Genomic DNA, 18,660 nt, shown 5'->3' with positions numbered 1-18,660 from the left:
ATTTGCACGACCTCAGTAAGCCCTCATAAATCGAGCTCGTATTTGCGCTCCAATTCACTTCCTTTCTCCGCGACATAACCTCGACACAGGGAACAAGCTCGCTACATCGTCAGCGCCGGTATCGAAATAAAATGACGTCGCGCACTTCGTATTTTTTACTGCTGAGCCCTATTCGTCAGTTGGATGCTAGCCCCATAACCAAATGGGCTATGCACATGCCAACTGTATTTTGCCGAATCTGCTGCCTGCTCGTACTGACCACGTTCAATAGTGGCAGCTATGCCGCATCTGCTCATGAACAGGAGCAGTTGAGTCTGATTTTGCAGCAACTCGACGCTATCGAACATCTTGCGACAAGAGCCCAGACAGCCAGCCAGGATGAATCAACCGAGCGTTATCGCTTCGACTATCCCCACCTAACTCGAGACATCCAGCGCATCCGCCAGGGTGTGCAGGACTATCTCTCCCCCTCCCGCGCTCAACCTCGCGATCCCCGTGAAATGGTCGGTGATTACCGACTTGATACCCCGTCTGCGGAGCCTTCGCCATGAGCATGACTGACGCTCAGACCGCCGCCTTTCAAAACGCTTCCGGCTTCTCGGCACAGAGCAGTTCGGCGCTTTGGATTTCCATGGTTATGGTCCTGGCGTTGCTGTGGTGTGCCTGGGTGATGTGGACCGCTTACCGAGGTTGGGCCACCGGCAATGTGCGTTTTGGAGCCTTCGGCGGAAACGCTGCGCGCGTACTGCTTACCTTGCTGATTTTGATGTTCTTCACCCTGTCCTAACACCGGAGATCGCCATCATGCTCAAGTGCCTTGTCCCCCTTAAAAACAACCTGCGTGATCGTGCAAGCCAACGCCTGATCGGTCTGCTGCTGGTCCTTGGGCCAGGCCTAGCCTTTGCCGAGCTACCGACCATGGAGGCGCCTTCCCGAGGCGAAGGTTCGGGATTGATCGAGACGATCAAAAACTACGCCTACGACGCCGGCATTCTACTAGGTCTGCTGATTGCCCTGCTCGCGTTTCTCGGCGTGGCTTGGCATTCCCTGACCGTATTTGCCGACGTCCAAAACCAGCGCAAGACCTGGAAAGACCTCGGCGCGGTAGTTGGTATCGGCGCCCTGTTGGTGGTGATCATCATCTGGTTCCTCACCAAAGCTTCCGCGATTCTCTGAGGTTGGCATGAACGACACTATCGAACGCCTTGCCGACGGCACTTTGGTCTTTCTGCCGGAGCGACTCAATCGTGATCCCGCCGTATTGCGCGGTTTAACCAATGATGAAATGTGGGTGGCCCTAGGCACCGGCGCCGTCATTGGCCTGCTGGTGGGCGTTCCTCTGGCAATCGCCACCGCCTCGATTGCCATGGCGCCGACCAGCATGATCGCAGGCATGACAGTGGTGTTGTTGGTTGGGGGCACGCTACTGCGTCGGGCCAAACGGGCTCGACCGGAGACCTGGTTGTACCGCAAGCTCGAATGGATACTCGCCAGCCGTTGGCGCCTGGGGCGTGGAAGTTTGATTCTCCACTCCGGTGCCTGGACAGTTCGCCGTTCGCGTCGACTGCGCCCTGCCCTGTCTCGGTGGCAGCCATGAGTCGATTTCGAAACAAGGTCGATGCCCAACAGGCCCATATCTTCAGCCTACGTCTGGCGATAGTGACGCTCGCCCTGCTCAGCGCCGGACTATGGTATGGCTGGCGCTCAGCACCAACCGATCTGACCGTGCATGTCCCCCCTGATCTGCGCGCGGGCAGCACGCGCAAGTGGTGGGATGTTCCCCCAGAGAATGTGTATGCCTTTGCCCTGTACATCTTTGGCCAACTCAACCGCTGGCCCTCGGATGGCGAACAGGATTATCGCCGCGCGATCTATGGCTTGCAGTCCTACCTGACACCCGCCTGCAAGGCCTTCCTCGATGGCGACTACGAGTATCGCAAGGCCGCAGGCGAACTGCGTCAACGGGTGCGTGGCGTCTACGAAATTCTAGGCCGAGGCTACAGTGAAGATCCGGAACTGCGGGTCAAGCAACTTGATCGCGACAGCTGGTTGGTCACACTCGACCTCAACGCTGATGAGTATTACGCCGCCGAACCGGTGAAACGGGTGGTCGTGCGTTATCCGTTACGGGTGGTGCGGTTCGATCTGGACCCCGAACGCAATAAGTGGGGCCTTGCACTGGATTGCTATCAGGGCACGCCGCAAAAAATCTCCCCGCCTGGAGGTGAACCATGAAGCGGATTTCTACCCTGGGACTCAGCCTCACACTGATGCTATCGGGCGCAGCCGCGCAGGCCATCGAACTGATGCACTGGGAACGCCTACCGCTCGCGGTCCCACTGGTGATCAATCAGGAACGAGTGGTCTTTATCGATGAAGCTGTTCGTGTCGGCGTGCCTTCCGCTCTGAAGGATAAACTGCGCGTGCAATCAACCGGAGGCACGCTGTACCTGCGCGCGTCGGAAGCCATTGCACCGACACGACTGCAGCTGCAATCGGTTAAGACGGGCGAGATCATCCTCTTGGATATCGCGGCCACGCCTGGCGATCAACCCCTGGAGCCCGTGCGTATTCTCAAGAATGCTCCGATGCAAGCTATCGAGTCTGAATCGAGCACCGTCCCCGTTCCCGAACGTACACCGATCCCGGACGCGTTGACGCGCTACGCCGCGCAAAGCCTGTACGCGCCGCTGCGCACCGTGGAGTCCCTGCCCGGTGTACGCCGCGTCCCGCTCAAGCTGCGCACCGAACTGCCGACCCTGCTGCCGAGCGAAAACGTTTCCAGCACACCTATCGCCGCCTGGCGGCTTGGTGACTATTGGGTGACGACCGTGAAGTTGCGCAATCGAGGTACAGCTACGGTGCAACTAGATCCACGTGGACTGCAGGCAAAGCTGTTCGCCGCGACCTTCCAGCATGCTTTCCTCGGGCCGGTCGGCAGCGCGGAAGACACCACGATTGCCTACCTCATCACTCGCGGTGCCGGCCTCGAACACGCCCTGATGCTTCCGCCCGTTGCGCGGGGTGCTGACGATGAAGGCTAACGCCTTGCTCAAATGGCTGGTACCGGCTGCGCTGCTGGCCGTGGTACTGATCATCATGAAAAGCTGGGTCGCGGGAGGCAGCAAGCCGTCTCCAGAGCACCCAGTTCATCAGGGCGATATTCAATTATCTGCCGAGCAAGCCAAGTCGCTCGGCATTGCGGGCGATACCCCACGCGACACGGTCGCCACCTTGGTAGGCCAAGTGAAGGCCATGCGCAGCGACATGCTAGGTTTGAAGAAACACAACGATTCGCTGCAGACGGAGAACAACCGCCTGCGCGAGCGGGAAAACAGCGTCGACTCGCGTATTCAGACGGCACTTGGCAGTGTGACCCAGCAGGTAGACGAAGGCCGCCGGCAAGCCAATGAAGCACGCATCAAAGCGGAACAAGACAGTCGTCAGGCTAGCGGTCTGCTGACGCAATTGCAGGAACAGTTGTCGGGGCTGACCGGCAAAGGCAAGGATATGCCGATCGGACTGGGTCTTGAACCGGGCGATGGGGACCAGTTCGAAGGGCGGCATACTGCCAACGATGCGCTGCAGTGGATTGAACCCTCGGATGCTCCCTCCACCGAAGCCCGAGGTAAAACCAAGACCTCTTCCGCACCGAGTCTGCCTAATGCCTTCAACTCGCTCGAGGGCTTGAAGGACAATGCCATCAACCGCAGCCAAAAGCAGTTACGCGAGGTCACCAAGGGTGAGCGTGACCTGACGCGATCCGGTGATCGTACCGAAGGTGCGCAGCCGGTCTACACCATTCCCGAAAATGCGACATTGATGGGCTCGGTCGCCATGACCGCGCTGATCGGCCGAGTCCCTGTGGACGGCACCGTGAATGATCCCTATCCCTTCAAGGTGCTGGTCGGCCCCGAGAACCTAACGGCCAACGGCATCGACCTGCCGGACGTCGCAGGGGCCGTGATGAGCGGCACAGCCTCCGGTGACTGGACCTTGTCTTGCGTACGCGGACAGGTCGAGTCGATCACCTTTGTGTTTACGGATGGCACCATCCGCACGGTGCCTCAGCCAAAGACGGTCTCCAGCCGCAATGCCTCCACCACCCAGAGCTCAAATACCGACAAGATCCGCGGTGGACTCGGTTACCTCTCCGATCCGTATGGCATTCCTTGCATTGCCGGCGAGCGTCGCTCGAATGCTCAGCAGTACTTGGGCAGTCAGACTCTGATCACTGCCGCCGGTGCTGGCGTCGCCGCCCTGCTCGGGAATGAACAGAACAACAGCAGCGTCATCAGTTCGGGCGGCAGTGCCTTCGGGGTCACTAACAACAGTGGTAATAGCGCACTGACCTCAATTCTCAGTAGTGGGGCCAGCGACATTCGAGAGTGGGTCAACAAACTGTATGGCGAAGCCTTTGCTGCCGTGTACGTACCACCGGCAGCAGAAGTCGCCCTTCACCTCGACCATGAGATCACCATCGACTACGAGCCCAAGGGCCGGAGTGTTCGCCATGAAAAAGACCATGCTTCTCTGCCTAACCTGGATTAGCTTGATCTGCGGGGTCCTGACGGGGTGTTCCACCGACAAGGACACACTTTTGCCCCATGGCGAGCAAACCATGCTGGATATCTGGAACGGCGCCGGCTCACAGGGTATTCAACAGCAACTGTTGGATGCTCGGCGACAGTTGCGTCGCCCGTTGGCTCAAACAGATCTCTCCACTGCGCTCCAGGAACCGTATACGCGTACAGCAGCGAATGAAATTCGCAACCTGTTCCCTCGCCTGCCCAATCCTGATTTGGTGATGTACGTGTATCCGCATCTGAGTGGTACCGAGCAGGCACCAGTGCCGGGGTACTCGACCGTCTTTCCATTCTACCAGCGGGTGCAGTACGCACTGCCGGGTGAACGTCAGGAAGATCTGTAATGTGTAGCGACGATACGGGCGACCGCACGTCTGCATGGAAAGACTGGCGCAACCCATCGCGCCCCCGCGCGACACTGGCCGATGAAGCTGCGCTCTATGCGCACAATCCCAGCTTCGCCGATCACCTGCCGTGGGTCGAATACCTCGAAACCGAGCAGTGTTTTCTACTAGATGACAATCGCTCTGTGGGTGCGGTGTTCGAGTTACTGCCCATCGGCACCGAAGGGCGTGAACCCGATTGGCTAACGGCAGCCCGCGATGCCCTTGAGGATGCCCTGCAGGATAGCTTTGACGAGCTGGACCAAGCACCTTGGGTGGCGCAGTTTTTCTGCCAGGACGACAACGACTTCACCCCCTACCTCACCCGGCTCACCGACTATATTCATGACAGCGCCCGAGGCACGGTTTTCACCGAAGCGTACCTGGAACTCATTCGCCGACATCTGAAAGCCATCTCCAAGCCTGGCGGCCTGTTCGAGGACAAGGCAGTCACGCGCCTGCCCTGGCGAGGAAACAACCGTCGGGTGCGATTGGTGATCTATCGCTGGCTTGAGTCTGACGGTGAGGAAGCGGGACTCAAGCCAGTGCAATCGCTGCGACAAACTTGCGAACGTGTCGCTGTTTCGTTGCAGGCGTGCGGGGTGCAATCGACGCGCGTCGATGGCCGAGGTTTGTATGCCTGGTTGTTGCCCTGGTTCAATCCAGCCCCCAAGCTCACAGACGAATCGCCCGAAGATTTCTACCGCCGTGTGGCCTATCCGGAGTCTGGCGAGAGCGAGTCGCTGGAACTGCCCTTCGATCATGACTTTGCCGAACGCCTGTTCTTCAACGAACCGCGTTCGGACGTGCAGCAGGGACTCTGGTTTTTTGATGGTCAGCCCCACCGGGTCATGGTGGTGGACAAGCTGCGCCGGGCGCCATTGATTGGTCAACTCACTGGCGAAATCCGCAAGGGAGACGCGGTGAATGCACTGTTCGACCAGTTACCCGAAGGTACGGTGATGAGCCTGACCCTGGTGGTCAAACCCCAGGATGTGCTCGAGGACCAGTTGAACCGCCTGGCGCGCAAAGCCATCGGTGAAAACCTGGCCTCGACCCAGACCCGCCAAGATGTTGAAGAGGCTCGCGCGATCATCGGTCGCCAGCACAAGCTGTACCGCGGCACCCTGGCGTTCTACGCGCGCGGTCACAATGAGCAGCAATTGCACCAGCGTTCGGTCAGCCTGGCTAACACACTACTGGGTGCGGGCCTACAGCCGGTACGCGAAGGCGATGAAGTCGCCGCCTGCAACAGTTACCTGCGTTGGTTGCCGATGGCTTACAACCCGGCCCGCGACACGCGAAACTGGTACACCCGCCTGATGTTTGCCCAGCACCTGGCTAACCTGGTTCCGGTGTGGGGCCGCAGTACCGGCACCGGCCACCCGGGCATCACCCTGTTCAATCGTGGTGGCTCGCCGTTGAGTTTTGATCCGTTGTCACGTCTAGACCGGGCCATGAACGGCCATCTACTGTTGTTCGGCCCCACCGGTGCCGGCAAGTCGGCCACCCTGGTCACCCTGCTGATGCAGGTCATGGCGGTGTACCGCCCTCGCCTGTTTATCGTCGAGGCCGGTAACTCATTCGGTTTGCAGGGTGACTACTTCGCGACACAGGGCCTCTCGGTCAATAAGGTCCAATTGAAACCTGGCGCTTCGGTCAGTCTCGCCCCCTTTGCCGATGCTTGGCGCCTGGTCGAGCAGCCGGATCAGGTGGCGAGTCTGTCGATCGATGAGCTGGACGATGAGGTGGTAACCAATCGCGAAGACCAGCGCGATGTCCTCGGCGAACTGGAAATCACCGCCCGGCTGATGATCACCGGCGGTGAGGCCAAGGAAGAAGCGCGCCTGAGCCGGGCCGATCGCAGTCTGATTCGCGAGTGCATCTTGGATGCGGCGCATACCTGTGTCGCTGCGGATCGCCAGGTGCTGACCCGCGACGTGCGCAATGCCTTGCTGCGCGTCGCCGCTGACCCGCACTTGCCGGAGAAACGTCGTGAGCGTGCCCAGGAAATGGGCGAGTCCATCGACCTGTTTTGCCAGGGCTTCGAGGGTGAACTGTTCGATCGCGAGGGGACGCCTTGGCCTGAGAGCGATGTGACCATTGTCGATCTGGCCACTTACGCTCGCGAAGGCTACGAGGCACAGATGTCCATCAGCTACTTCAGCCTGATGAACACCGTGAACAACCTCGCCGAACGCGACCAGTACCTGGGGAGGCCGATCATCATGGTCACCGACGAAGGCCATATCATCACCAAAAACCCGCTGCTGGCGCCATTCGTGGTCAAGGGGACGAAGATGTGGCGCAAGCTCGGCGCTTGGTTCTGGCTGGCGACGCAAAACCTTGCCGACTTTCCCGCTGCCGCGCAGACCATGCTCAACATGATCGAATGGTGGATTTGTTTGAACATGCCGCCCGCGGAAATCGAAGAGATCGCACGGTTCAAGAAACTCACGCCGGCACAGAAAGCCTTGCTGCTCTCCGCCAGTAAGGAGCCGGGTAAATACACTGAGGGGGTCGTGCTATCGAAGAAGCTCGAAACGCTGTTTCGGGCCGTGCCACCCAGCCTCTATCTCGCCCTGGCCATGACGGAGCCCGAGGAAAAAGCCGAGCGCTGGACACTGATGCAGGAGAACGTTTGCTCAGAGTTGGAAGCGGCTTACCGGGTAGCTGAACGGATCGATAGAGCGCGAGGAATAGAATCAACATAGGAATAGCTATTCAGGCATTGCTCTTCCAGAGAGTGAACTATGAAATTGCATCGCAACTGACCAGACGTTTGCACGGCAACTGAACAGTTGATTGCATTCGTATTCCACACTTAACCGGGCGGTCTGTTGCTGGCCATCGCCCGCGCGGGGCCACTTCAAATATTTTTTATATCCGCAAAATGCAACACCACTTTCTATGATTAATGATGCGACCCTGGTTGTGACCTTGCTTTAGCAGCCTTCTTCACTTCTGATTCCAAGCTGTTTATCAGATAACTCAAATCATGCTTCGAAATACGCTTCGGTCTGGCCATACGTACTGGGTCATTTATTCGCACCTTTGTTTTATCCGAAAGCGCGCGATCTAGACAAGTGGAAAATTCCATCTCATCATCAAATATAGCTTCTACTTTTCGAGCCTCATCATGAATCAAAAGCGCCCTCAGTGGACAGCTCTTAATGGCTTTTAACAAACCATCATCAAGCGTAGTTACAACAGGAATCATGAATTGATTACCCTTCTTTTCTGTCATAAGCGTTTCGCAATGTCGAAACATATAAAGGTCCCACGCAAGCGCGGAAATCCTATTATTCGAATCTCCGTTCGGGTTCCGCAATGCTGGCTCGTCAAAGATAGGCATTCTATTCTGCTTATCAGCGAATCCGCTCAGGGCCTTCCATCCGAAGTAAAGTTCCTTTAGGGGTATGACGTCAAAATTATCAAGACAAAAATCCACCAAGCAGCGAATACCATCATCTACGCTTTGGCCACTCCAGCACTCTAGCATCGCGCGTAAAATTATCGACTGCATCATATCTCGCCGCTGGATACAGGCCCATACCTCCCGATTGGTCAAGAATGCATCCCACATTTCCTCAGCTGCCGGTATGTAGTCCTGAATCTGTTCGGCATGCCCGTTCAGCACCCTTCCCTTCCCCTAACTTCGGGGATATGCATCATGGCATCAAACATCTTTGCCGCCGCAACTTTCTGGTACGGCCAAGGGTTATTAGGTTTTACAACCTCACGTAGGTTTTCCAGTGCCGCAAACATCCAATCAAAACCACGCCCGCCTTGATCTTCAATGAACTGCAAGGTCGCCCGCACCTTTTCGCGGTGACTCGAATCTTCATGACGAAAAAAACCAGGTAACTCAGTAAGAAAGTTTGTATCGAGTAGTGAGAAAAAGGGAAACTCCAAAGGCGCACTACCGCTCCTCATCTGCCTCTCGATTGCATCGGAAAACGCAAAAATGCCCTTTCCAGCAAATAGAGGAACCACGGGCACATTTGGATTATCTGACCGGCCCAAAGCTTGCAATGGAACCCCTCCCTCATCGCTCGCGAACAACACACGAATGCCCGAGAACGCTTCACGATCAGAAGCGACGATGTCTGCGAGGGAATCACCTGGTGAGCGACGTAGAATGGCAGTCTTTACGCGTAGCATCTTTTTCATTTCGTGATGCAGATCGAGTTTGTTTGCCATAGTGATGTGCCCTCTTGAAGATATGCTGGTGCTGTTACCGACGCGGAGAATGAGAGAGATCGGTGGGTTGCTGCCACATATCTGGACTCCTTGCGCAACCTGATGCCCGCTCGCTTTCGTCGAGGGCAGCGCGAGTCGCAGAGCAAACATCGGGACAAAACGCCGCACCTAAAAACCAAAAGTAATTTAGGACCGCAACCTGCTGGACTGTGCCAATGCGATAGGCCAGGCTAAATGCAAACGGGTGGTCAAGTCGATACAGGTATCCGTGTACCGCGCTGAAGCCGCTGCTGAATCCTCAACAAGAATCCTGCTTCAAAAGCATCTTGGCAGTCACCGACAGGAAAGGTCTTGCGGGTTTGAACCAGTTCCCACCACAAAGGAGTATCGGTCGTTGCCTCAAGCCAAGCCTGGGCACATTGCACACCAAGCTCGATCATCGGCGAAAATTCGCTACCCCAAGGTGTCAGAAGACTTGGGCAACCATCCGCCGCGGGAATTGAAATGTAGTTTTCGTCCATACACACCCTAGATGTCTGATTTTATTGTTAGACGCTGGACCCAGCCTCGAAATCTTAACGACACCAAATGAACGCTCGATAACAGGCATAAGCCTCAAATGGCCTAGATCAATACCAATGTAGACTATATCCCGTGGATTGAGAGTCCCTCAAGGCGCAATTTGCGCGCATGACTCAAGACTACGAACAGCTTCGTCTGCAGCTGGCGGAAAACATCCGCTGGATGCGACGCGTAAAAAACCTTACCCAAGAGCAGCTCGCGCTCATGGCCGAGGTGGATCGCACCTACGTCAGTCAAATCGAACGATGCACGGGCAATCCGTCGCTGTTGGTCCTGTGCAAACTCGCCAATATTTTCGAAATTACCGCAGATCAGTTACTTGTGGAACCCGATATCCTGCGCAGCTCCCTTCACGTCAAATAATAGTCTCACGTCTCACAAACCCGATACATCCGCCTTCATAATTTCCACTGACAGTCTTCGGTTCCTAACCGAACCTGCCCAGGCCATACACTGAGAGCCTGGATCATGCCTGTTGCCTGCTCGTCAATCACGCCCACAAAGCTACGGCCCTTGGCGCTGGGCGTCCTGCTGGCGTGCGGCCCAAGCATGGCGCTGGATACCGGCAGCATCACCGCCTCTGTGCTTTCGCCAAATTGCCTCGCATACAAGGTCGTAGGCATTTGTTTCTGGCTCCTCTGCACACCCTTCGGCTGCAAGGTCAAAACCTCAACCAAGGTTCGTCATTTCATTCCTGAACTGGTGGTTTCGAGCTATACCACCACCGGCAACAATCCCTGGGCCGAGATGGCTGCCCTCTCATCTCCCATCAGCGGTGCGGAAGGTGGCGGCAACCTGATCACCCCGAACACCCACCGCGACAACCTGCCCCGCTTTAAGAACGTCGACGGGATCGGCCACCCCGGTGGCTGGATCGCAACGCAACTGGCTTCGCAATCCGGCTATGCCTGCGCCAGCGGTGCAACTGCACTCATGCCTTACTACCTGAGTACCCTGGACTCACTGGCCTGGCGCCATGGCATCCCGGAAAGTTTCTACCCCGAGTCGCTCGTGCCGGGGATCCGTGAAATCGGACGTCAGGCCACGGGAAACATGTGGGGTAACGTTTATCCCCGGCAGGGTTTTCTGGTACAGCCCGACGACTTCAAGGCTGCCGCGGTCATGGCGCAACGGGCCGGCGATGTGATGACCCGCAGCTGGCAGCCGCATGTGTATGTACCGCTCACACCCATACCACGCGACGGCTACTGGCCGCCTGGCCCGATCGTCGAAAACGACGCCTCAACCCACAAATGGCAGTTGCTCTACCCCCAGGTTCAGCCCACGTGCGCCATCTTCCCCAGCGATCCGGTCCAGAGCACGGATGGCGGCTACGCCTGGTCGTTGTGGCGCCCCTATAGCTGCTGCAAGCGTGAGGGGCAGACCTTCCTGTTCAGCATTGACTTCGAAGGAGGTGCTTCATGAGTCGGTTTCTCGTACGATCCTGGTTGGGCATGATAAGTCTGTTGCTCTGTGGACTGCTCGCCATGGCCACGCATGCCCACGCCGCCGAAGGCGATTACCGCCTGGGCACTCAAGGCGAAGTGCTCGATGACCGAGTGATGTACACCATTGGTGGCGGCTCGGCAGTCGGCTCACCGAGTTCGCTCTACCGACCCAGTGGTCTCGGTGTCGGCGGCTCCTGGCGAGCGAACATGATGTGCGGAAACATGAGCCTCACCAACACCCTGCAAAACCAGCTGAACGGCGTCACCGAAGGTTTCCAGCAGATCATGGGCAGCATCGTGCAGAACGCGACCCAAGCGGTGATGTCGCTGCCGGCGTTGATCATCCAACGCGCCAACCCCGGTCTCTATGAGTTGCTCAGTAACGGGGTGATGCAAGGTCGGATCGACTTCGACCGCTCCAAGCTAACCTGCCAGGCCATGGCCGAAAAGATGGCGGATAAGGTCGGTCAAGCCGGTTGGGGTGCGCTGGCCAAAAACCAGGAGATGCAGGGCAATCTGGAGCAAACCGGCGGTGATGCGGTGGCAGCGGTGAAAAACACCGAGGCCCATAACGGCAACAATGGGGTGTCCTGGGTCGGCGGTTCGAAAGCCGGAGGTAACGGACAGACACCCATTCGGGTGACCGCCGACGTGGTCCGCGCAGGCTATAACCTGCTGCATAACCGGTCGGTGGATGACAGTGCCTCGATCAGTAGCAGTGATTGCCTGGGAGGGGCTATTTGTCAGACATGGGCTTCGCCCCAGGAGGAGTCCGACTGGGCCGTTCGGGTGTTGGGCGAGAACGAAGTCGCGACCTGCGACAGCTGCGAAACTCTGCGTGCGACCGCTGGCAGCGGACTGACGCCGCTGATCCAGGAGGCCTATAACGAGCGCCTCAAGGCCCTGCAAGGGCTGTTGTCTGGCGCGCTGCCGCCTACTTCTGACAATCTGACTAAAGCCTCCAGCCCAATGCTGCCGGTGACCCGTGGCGTGATTGAAGCCCTGCGCGACGATCCCGACCAGGATCTGTTGACACGGCGCTTGGCCAGCGAGACGGCCTTGTCCAGTGTGCTCGACAAAGCACTGCTGCTACTGCGCACGCTGCTGGCAGGCAGTCACGAACCGAACATCGCCTCCGCCGAGCCAGCCCAAACCGCCTTGACGAAAAATATCGAAACCCTGGAGCGCGAAATTCGCCTGCTGCAGACCGAGTTGCAGGTCAGGCAGATGCTGACGACCAATACCGCCAGCCTGGTGCTCGATCGGCATGCCGGTGGTGCCGATGCTTCGCGCACCGTCGAGCAAGGCGACCCCGAGCCCGGTCGACTCAATGATGCTGACGCCAGGCGCAAGTGAGCCATGAAACGCTCACCGCTATTCACTTTGCTTTCGAGTCTGGGGATTGCCGCGGCGATGATCCTGACCGCCGCACTGGTCGCCTGGATTGGCCGCACTGCGCTGGGTAGTTTCGAGGTCTGGCAGCAGACATTCGAATCCGCACGACCTTATCTGCGGTGGTGGCGCGCCCTGCTCTACGCCGCCCTCTTTGCGCTCTGGTGGGACCTGCTTCGGCGCTACCGACATCGACCACAGGATCGACTGCGCCTGAAACGCATCGGGACAATAGGGCTCGTGCTCTTTACCTGCGTCGAACTCACCCGACTGTGAGGTCAGCACCATGCTTATGAGCACCAACAGCTACCTGGAGTTTTACCTCTCTCTGCTGGCCTGGATCATCAACAACGGCCTCTGGAGTGTCCTGTCCGACACCGGGCTGTTCGCCGCGCCCTTTGGTGCAATCATCCTCCAGGAATGGTTGTCGGCCCGTCAGCAAGGCGCGGACGAAGGTAACAAGGGGCTGCTCTCGGTGCCACGGATAGAGAACCGTTTGTGGCTGGCCTACATCGTCGTCTTGTTCGGTTGCGCGCCTGTGTTTCCGTTGAGCCTCTCATCAATGGCGTTCAATGATGCGGCAAGCCAGCGCTGCGGCGTCAGTGTGGCCCAACCGACGGAAACCGCCTGGGGGATGACCTTCAATACTATCGGCGAACGCTCCGCCAACGTACCGATCTGGTGGTTTCTGGTGCATGCCTTGAGCAAAGGCGTGACCGCGGCGGCCACCGCTTCCATCCCCTGCGCACCGGATATCCGGCAAATGCGCATGGAGATCGACAGCTCGCGCATCGACAGCCAGGTGCTGCTGCAAGAGGTCGCCGATTTCACCCGCGACTGCTACGGCTATTCCCGTTCTCGGCTGTTCACCAACCGTCCGCAGTTGGACAAGGCACAAAGTCATGACGCCTCCTGGATCGGCTCAAGCTATTTGCTCGATACGCCCGGCTACTACGATACGGATCGTTCACGCACACCGCGCGTCAATTGGCCGTATGACGACAACCGCGATGTATCCTTGCCGCGGTTAGAAAATGGTGCGGGCTACCCCACCTGCAAGCAGTGGTGGAGCGACAGCGGTGTCGGGTTGCGCGAGCGCTTGATCGAGCAGGTCGATCCATCGCTGCTGACTCAGCTGAAAGGTTGGTTGACTGGCCGCTCGAGCAACGAGATCGAAGATGCCACCCTGCGCGAACTGGTCAGCCCGCGCCAGCAAACGATGTCCATGTCGCCCGGACAGGTGTACCAGGACTATGGCTCCAGCGCCCGCGGGGGCTCAATCAATCAGAGTCTCAATAACCTGGCTACCAACACCGGGCTGGCCCTCGGCTCCTTCAGCAACTTTCCGGCGATGAATGCGCTACGCGCCGCCCTACCGATGGTGCAGGCTTTCCTGATCATGGGCGTCATCATCAGCTTGCCGCTGATTCTGTTGGTCAGTACCTACCAGTTGAAGACCGTCATGACCGTGACGTTCGCGCTGTTCACCTTACACATGCTGAGCTTCTGGTGGGAACTGGCGCGTTGGGTCGACTCCAGTATGCTCGATACCTTGTACAACCAGGTTTCGGCTTCAAATCAGGTGCTGTTGTCGCTGCCCACATCCGGACTTATGGATGGGACGGTCACCGCGCAGGTGATCGAGTACGTGATGGGGGCAATGTTCGTCGTGCTTCCGATGTTGTTTTTGGCTGCAATGAGCTGGGCAGGATATAGCGTTGGCTCAATTGCCGACGGCATGCTTAGCAAAGGAGCAGCTCAAGCGCAGGACGCCGGTGCAAGGGGCGCTGGAGCTCTGATATCTGCTGGAAAAGCCTTAAGGAAGGGGTGAAGAACTCCACTACAGGTCTTTTAAATCAGGCTGACCGGGTGCGCGGCCATACTCATACTCACCATATGGGTCGCCATATGCCTTGTACCGGAGAGCATCCTTAGGTTTGATAGGCGTTCCATTGGCGATGGCCCAACACAAGACAATAAGGATCATCACCGACACTGTGAACCATAAGCTAACTAGAAGGAGTCCGGCGGCTATTGCCAACTTGATAACTAGAAAACTCCCGCGAACAAGTAATTTACCTGCGGGCATTCCTGCCGTCTCCGCACTCTCAACCACGCGGGATTCAAACGCTTTCACCTTACGATAACCACGCTTCACCGACAGACCACAGGCGTACGCCCAGCGGTGGGCACGTAAACTTTGAACAGGTTGCTGAGTCGGCATGGTCTCGCCCTCTTCTGAGCGTTTTCATGGTTGAGGCAAGAGTATTAGCCTACTACTGAAAGCGGTCGATATCTGACCGTTTATCAGTTTGCTCAGACGGCGCCGCGAGCGTTGATATGGGCTGCGCGTTGAAAACAGCCCCCATATCCTAGTCCGCCAAGAATAGGACCCGTAAACGGCTAGTAACCTTTCGGTATGCGATAGGTCTTGCCCTTTTTTGTGCGGTCTTCGAAAAAGTCCGCATGCTCCGATTCGTCCGTGCGTATGCAATCGCGCGTCTGACCATTCCCAACGTTGCATTTCGACCACTCAACCCGACTGCGTAATTCGTCCAGCCTCGCCACCTCGCCTCGACGCGCTTTTATTTCGTCTAACGACGGCACCCACAGATAGAGAGACACTACTACCAATGTAAGGATCGTAGCCTGCGCCGACAGGAAGTAGAGCCAACGCCTGCTATTCAATTTCTTTGCTGCCATGTTGTACAGTTCAGCAGCCCGCTGAGCGGCAGCATCTGCCTCCGTGAATCTCTTGCTCAACAGCTCAGCGGCTTGATTCGCAGTTGACTGTGCAGAACTCTCGATGCTCTGTTTGACGCCCGCCTCCAGTCGAACCAGCTTCTTTTCGACGCTATCCTGCAGCTCACGCAACGCCTCAGTAGCCCGTCGAGACTTGCTCTCATCGATCTCTACAGCTTCGAGAACTTTGCGAGCCGCGCCAAAGAGGGCCTGAAAATTTCGATCGTGCGCTTGCTCTTGACTTGTTCCGGCCATCAATATCTTCCTAAAGTTGGACCTTTTAGATCGGGCATCTCGTGATCTGGTTGCTTCATCTCTCTCTGAAGGGAAAGATATCGCTCCTGGCTGTACTCGATCCATTGTTTGTGGGACAGGTTCAAATCCATCAAATCCTGTAAGGCGGCGAAATGCAGACCTCCACCGCTGCCGGCCACCAGCACCAATCCGCCTGTTCCGGTCTCCTCTGGCCCTTGAGCAAGCCGCACCAGATCGATGTAGTCGCGCTCAGCCCTTGTAATCTCAGCCGATCTGCGTTGCAGAATGCCAGCAGCCAGCTCCTCGATAAAATTTTGGAACCTCTCGCTTGACTTAGGCCGTTGCCTGGCGCCTTCGCCAAATGCATCGAGATAGGGCTCAATGCGTGCCGACAGTGCAGCGCTGGGAAGAGGCGCCGTTTCGATGTACCAATGCACCCGCCGCGAAGTACCTGGCAGGTCAGGCAATTCGTCCAATTTTTCGGAAAAAATTCGAGATAGAAACTGGTGACGACCAGCCTCTTTTTTTGACTTGTTAGCCTCAGTCTTAAACTCGATCAAACGTACTGTGCCAGGGAATGCCATCAGCAAATCCCCCAATCGTTTATCGTCTGGCGTTTGTTGAAGCAAGTTCACCATACTTGGTAACTGACCGGATCTCAGCTGTGAACCAAGAGCGAACCCCAGCCCGTAGAGAAAATTTCCGATAACCACATTTTCATACAACTTCATTGAACATCATCACCCTAGTATCACGCCCTTTAGAAGCTTGCCGGTAGCGCTCCAAGCCTAACCGTTTGTCAGTCAATCCGGTCGAAAAACAAGGCTGGCTTTCAGTAGACTCAGTTCGTCTAAAGCGTTGGTTTATCTCGTTGCTATTCGCGAACAGCTCGGCTAAACCCGGGTACGGATCGCTGTTATCGACAGCATTTTCCCAGGTAGCCAGAACCTTCAAGGCTACGTCACTTCGGTGATGGTTCTCCCCAAGTGCGATTAGCGTTCGGTGGCTCGCACGGTGACCGTTTCTACGGTGATGAACGCCTACTGCTCTCCTGAGCGCCTTTCGAGCTCTGCTCGCCAGGCAAACCTTCTTGTTTTTCTTCAACCCACAGCGGGGAAATTCTTTCCCCCACGGGACAGGTTTCTTCGCGTTTCAACGGAGACATTCCATGCCCGACTCACTTACACCGGAAACACTGAACACCCTTCGGTTGCCCATTGTGTTCACGCTGGCGCGTGGCAATGCGCAGTACTGCTCGAGCGTTCAGGTCGTCCTGAGAGGCTGCAGGTCGATCGGCTGAGCCACGTATTGCGCGCAGCTTTCGAGGCTCACCTGGCCTATCCACACGAGCCCTATGTGCTGTTCGAGGTAGCCCACATCGCGCCAACGGGTCATCCACACCATGACCCGCTGCTGCAACTGAGCCTCAGTCTGCTCCAAGAGCCGGACCAGCCTGACGCCTTGTTGATAGCGCTTGCAGGAGAACACCTGCTCTAAGCGCAATTGGCGGCGCCCACCTCCACATTTGGACGGCATGCAAGACCTGCATCAATCCAACCCATCACCCAACCGGGGAACCCTCCCCCGACGGGCAAGGCGTTCCTCCGTTTTTCTCTCGAGGAAATTGCCATGCGCGATATCTACCAAGACGTAACTGACAAGATCGTTACCGCGTTAGTCCAAGGCGTTGCTCCCTGGATCAAACCCTGGTCCTCAAGTGGCTCCGCTGACGTCGGTCATCATCAACCCTACCCCATCAACGCCATCACGCGACGTCCGTATTCGGGCATCAATTTACCGCTGCTCTGGGCCGAGGCCAGGTTGCGGGGATTCACTCAAGATCGTTGGCTGACCTTCAATCAAGCCAAAAAGGCCGGCGGGCACATCCGTAAGGGTGAGCACAGCGCCCTGGCGGTACTCTACAAGCCGATGGAGCGCGAGGAACAGACCGAGTCAGGCCAACCCGTACTCGATGAAAACGGTCAGCCCAAGGTCGCTCACTTCGGCATTCTCAGGACACATTTTCTGTTCAACATCGAGCAAACGGAAGGGCTCGAAATGCTCAATGACACCCTGATCGAGACGGAACAGAGTGATCCCTTCCAGCCCAACGGCGCCGCGGAGAATCTGCTGTTAAGTTCGGGTGCACACATCGTTCATCGATCTGCCGACGAAGCCTTTTACCACCCGATCAGGGATCTCATCCAACTACCGACAAAAGCGCAATTTCACGATGAAGGTGGGTACTACGCCACCGCACTTCACGAGCTGACGCACTGGACCGGGCATCACGCTCGGTTGCAGCGCGAGGGGGTGACTTCATCCTGTCCGTTCGGCTCGCCAGGCTACGCGTTTGAGGAGTTGATCGCCGAAATGGGCGCTGCTTTTTTATGTGCTTACGCCGGCATTCAGGGAGAGGTGCGGCACGAGGGCTATATCGACTCCTGGCTCGGCCTGCTCAAGGCTGACAAACGCGCGATCTTTCGCGCCAGTGGTCAGGCCCGAAGCGCCTCGGAATATGTACTCAACCTGGAGCAGCAACTGAAGCGAGCGGTCTTGGACGACTCACTCTGCATGAACGATGGAGCTTGATCGTTACCTCTCCGCTGCAAACGCCTCACAGGGTCCAACACGAGTTGGACCCTTTTTTCTGCGCCCAGAAAAAAACTTTTGCCGCCGGCACTGACGCAAAGAGTCAGGGATGGGCACACACCCGCAGCCTGTCATTCCGCATCCAGGTTCTGCGCCAGAAAATCCACCAGCTCGAGCGGACTCCGGCTATCGATCACCTTGTAGATCAGATCGCGTTTACTGCGCGGTAACTTCTTGACCACGCTCTTCGCCGAGGCCCGGACGGCTTCGTCGGTCCCATGGATACGTGCCGCGAGCAGCAGCACGAGCGTGGCGTCAGTGAGGTTCATGGCTAGACCCAAAAAATATGCACCGCAGTGTACCGACTCTTGTCTTTGCCGTACTAGCCCCAACAAAACGATGCCTAGCCGTATCCATATTCCGATTGCCATGCAAAGGGACACGAGCCAAAAGGACGGGTAAGGGTTGGAAGGGAAT

The 18,660-nt window shown here is 57.2% G+C and carries 22 protein-coding genes and 1 pseudogene; 16 read left to right on the top strand and 7 right to left on the bottom strand.

The genetic code is table 11. The annotated features are described in order from the left end of the window. The first annotated feature begins 215 nt into the window (after window positions 1-215). The 9 genes from C4J89_RS09930 to C4J89_RS09890 are packed head-to-tail and all read left to right on the top strand — an operon-like array spanning window position 216 to window position 7,683. Window positions 216-551 carry an RAQPRD family integrative conjugative element protein gene (locus tag C4J89_RS09930; RefSeq protein ID WP_124365133.1) on the top strand — a complete coding sequence of 112 codons (336 nt, stop codon included), beginning with the start codon at window positions 216-218 and terminating at the stop codon, window positions 549-551. Continuing rightward, window positions 548-787: a TIGR03758 family integrating conjugative element protein gene (locus C4J89_RS09925; RefSeq protein ID WP_124362176.1), complete on the top strand. Its 240-nt coding sequence runs from the start codon at window positions 548-550 to the stop codon at window positions 785-787. The genes C4J89_RS09930 and C4J89_RS09925 overlap by 4 nt, the downstream gene beginning before the upstream one ends. Window positions 788-804: 17 nt before the next feature. Further along, window positions 805-1,176 carry a TIGR03745 family integrating conjugative element membrane protein gene (locus tag C4J89_RS09920; RefSeq protein WP_124362175.1) on the top strand — a complete coding sequence of 124 codons (372 nt, stop codon included), beginning with the start codon at window positions 805-807 and terminating at the stop codon, window positions 1,174-1,176. A gap of 7 nt (window positions 1,177-1,183) precedes the next feature. Beyond that, window positions 1,184-1,597: a TIGR03750 family conjugal transfer protein gene (locus tag C4J89_RS09915; RefSeq protein ID WP_124362174.1), complete on the top strand. Its 414-nt coding sequence runs from the start codon at window positions 1,184-1,186 to the stop codon at window positions 1,595-1,597. Next, window positions 1,594-2,235, top strand: coding sequence for a PFL_4703 family integrating conjugative element protein (locus tag C4J89_RS09910; RefSeq protein WP_124362173.1), 642 nt, complete (start codon window positions 1,594-1,596; stop codon window positions 2,233-2,235). Before C4J89_RS09915 ends, C4J89_RS09910 begins: the two co-directional genes overlap by 4 nt. Further along, window positions 2,232-3,044, top strand: a complete 813-nt coding sequence (locus tag C4J89_RS09905; protein ID WP_124362172.1) for a TIGR03749 family integrating conjugative element protein — start codon at window positions 2,232-2,234, stop codon at window positions 3,042-3,044. The genes C4J89_RS09910 and C4J89_RS09905 overlap by 4 nt, the downstream gene beginning before the upstream one ends. After that, on the top strand, window positions 3,034-4,551 hold the full coding sequence (locus tag C4J89_RS09900; RefSeq protein WP_124403704.1) for a TIGR03752 family integrating conjugative element protein: 1,518 nt from the start codon (window positions 3,034-3,036) through the stop codon (window positions 4,549-4,551). The genes C4J89_RS09905 and C4J89_RS09900 overlap by 11 nt, the downstream gene beginning before the upstream one ends. Further along, window positions 4,514-4,930, top strand: a complete 417-nt coding sequence (locus C4J89_RS09895) for a TIGR03751 family conjugal transfer lipoprotein (protein WP_124403703.1) — start codon at window positions 4,514-4,516, stop codon at window positions 4,928-4,930. The genes C4J89_RS09900 and C4J89_RS09895 overlap by 38 nt, the downstream gene beginning before the upstream one ends. Continuing rightward, window positions 4,930-7,683, top strand: coding sequence for a conjugative transfer ATPase (locus C4J89_RS09890; protein WP_124403702.1), 2,754 nt, complete (start codon window positions 4,930-4,932; stop codon window positions 7,681-7,683). Before C4J89_RS09895 ends, C4J89_RS09890 begins: the two co-directional genes overlap by 1 nt. A gap of 200 nt (window positions 7,684-7,883) precedes the next feature. On the opposite strand, the gene C4J89_RS09885 is transcribed toward C4J89_RS09890, so the two are convergent. From C4J89_RS09885 to C4J89_RS09875, 3 genes are all read right to left on the bottom strand, one after another. After that, the gene (locus tag C4J89_RS09885; RefSeq protein ID WP_124403701.1) at window positions 7,884-8,609 is read right to left on the bottom strand and encodes a hypothetical protein; all 726 of its coding nucleotides are present in this window, start codon (window positions 8,607-8,609) and stop codon (window positions 7,884-7,886) included. Next, on the bottom strand, window positions 8,603-9,172 hold the full coding sequence (locus C4J89_RS09880; RefSeq protein WP_124403700.1) for a hypothetical protein: 570 nt from the start codon (window positions 9,170-9,172) through the stop codon (window positions 8,603-8,605). The genes C4J89_RS09885 and C4J89_RS09880 overlap by 7 nt, the downstream gene beginning before the upstream one ends. Window positions 9,173-9,420: 248 nt before the next feature. Continuing rightward, a complete protein-coding gene (locus C4J89_RS09875; protein ID WP_124403699.1) occupies window positions 9,421-9,693 on the bottom strand; it encodes a LasR-specific antiactivator QslA in 273 nt (90 codons plus the stop codon). Window positions 9,694-9,862: 169 nt separating this feature from the next. Between C4J89_RS09875 and C4J89_RS09870 the strand changes: the two genes are divergently transcribed. From C4J89_RS09870 to C4J89_RS09850, 5 genes are all read left to right on the top strand, one after another. Further along, the gene (locus C4J89_RS09870) at window positions 9,863-10,117 is read left to right on the top strand and encodes a helix-turn-helix domain-containing protein (RefSeq protein WP_093432220.1); all 255 of its coding nucleotides are present in this window, start codon (window positions 9,863-9,865) and stop codon (window positions 10,115-10,117) included. A gap of 105 nt (window positions 10,118-10,222) precedes the next feature. After that, on the top strand, window positions 10,223-11,179 hold the full coding sequence (locus tag C4J89_RS09865) for a TIGR03756 family integrating conjugative element protein (protein ID WP_124403698.1): 957 nt from the start codon (window positions 10,223-10,225) through the stop codon (window positions 11,177-11,179). Continuing rightward, a complete protein-coding gene (locus C4J89_RS09860; protein ID WP_124403697.1) occupies window positions 11,176-12,558 on the top strand; it encodes an integrating conjugative element protein in 1,383 nt (460 codons plus the stop codon). The genes C4J89_RS09865 and C4J89_RS09860 overlap by 4 nt, the downstream gene beginning before the upstream one ends. A 3-nt stretch (window positions 12,559-12,561) precedes the next feature. Continuing rightward, window positions 12,562-12,870 (top strand): hypothetical protein, encoded by a 309-nt coding sequence (locus C4J89_RS09855; protein ID WP_124403696.1) that lies wholly within the window; start codon window positions 12,562-12,564, stop codon window positions 12,868-12,870. A 10-nt stretch (window positions 12,871-12,880) separates the two neighbouring features. Beyond that, window positions 12,881-14,425, top strand: coding sequence for a conjugal transfer protein TraG N-terminal domain-containing protein (locus tag C4J89_RS09850; protein ID WP_124403695.1), 1,545 nt, complete (start codon window positions 12,881-12,883; stop codon window positions 14,423-14,425). Between the two features lie 9 nt (window positions 14,426-14,434). Here C4J89_RS09850 and C4J89_RS09845 read toward each other — a convergent pair whose 3' ends face one another. The 3 genes from C4J89_RS09845 to C4J89_RS09835 form a co-directional block, all read right to left on the bottom strand. After that, the gene (locus C4J89_RS09845; protein WP_124403694.1) at window positions 14,435-14,818 is read right to left on the bottom strand and encodes a DUF3742 family protein; all 384 of its coding nucleotides are present in this window, start codon (window positions 14,816-14,818) and stop codon (window positions 14,435-14,437) included. Between the two features lie 179 nt (window positions 14,819-14,997). Continuing rightward, window positions 14,998-15,591, bottom strand: coding sequence for a hypothetical protein (locus C4J89_RS09840; RefSeq protein WP_124403693.1), 594 nt, complete (start codon window positions 15,589-15,591; stop codon window positions 14,998-15,000). Beyond that, window positions 15,591-16,322: a hypothetical protein gene (locus C4J89_RS09835; protein ID WP_011334428.1), complete on the bottom strand. Its 732-nt coding sequence runs from the start codon at window positions 16,320-16,322 to the stop codon at window positions 15,591-15,593. Before C4J89_RS09835 ends, C4J89_RS09840 begins: the two co-directional genes overlap by 1 nt. 437 nt (window positions 16,323-16,759) lie before the next feature. Between C4J89_RS09835 and C4J89_RS09830 the strand changes: the two are divergent. Both C4J89_RS09830 and C4J89_RS09825 read left to right on the top strand, forming a co-directional pair. Then, a pseudogene (locus C4J89_RS09830) lies at window positions 16,760-17,088 on the top strand (hypothetical protein). A gap of 132 nt (window positions 17,089-17,220) precedes the next feature. Continuing rightward, a complete protein-coding gene (locus C4J89_RS09825) occupies window positions 17,221-18,183 on the top strand; it encodes an ArdC family protein (protein ID WP_124403692.1) in 963 nt (320 codons plus the stop codon). Between the two features lie 131 nt (window positions 18,184-18,314). Here the strand turns inward: C4J89_RS09825 and C4J89_RS09820 are convergent, their stop codons facing one another. Beyond that, window positions 18,315-18,512: a hypothetical protein gene (locus C4J89_RS09820; protein ID WP_007901093.1), complete on the bottom strand. Its 198-nt coding sequence runs from the start codon at window positions 18,510-18,512 to the stop codon at window positions 18,315-18,317. Window positions 18,513-18,660 lie beyond the last annotated feature (148 nt).

This window comes from Pseudomonas sp. R4-35-07, from assembly GCF_003852235.1.
In the GTDB taxonomy this organism is placed as follows: domain Bacteria; phylum Pseudomonadota; class Gammaproteobacteria; order Pseudomonadales; family Pseudomonadaceae; genus Aquipseudomonas.
The sequence above is the reverse complement of the archived record's forward strand: the minus strand, read 5'-3'. Positions and strand labels throughout refer to the sequence as shown.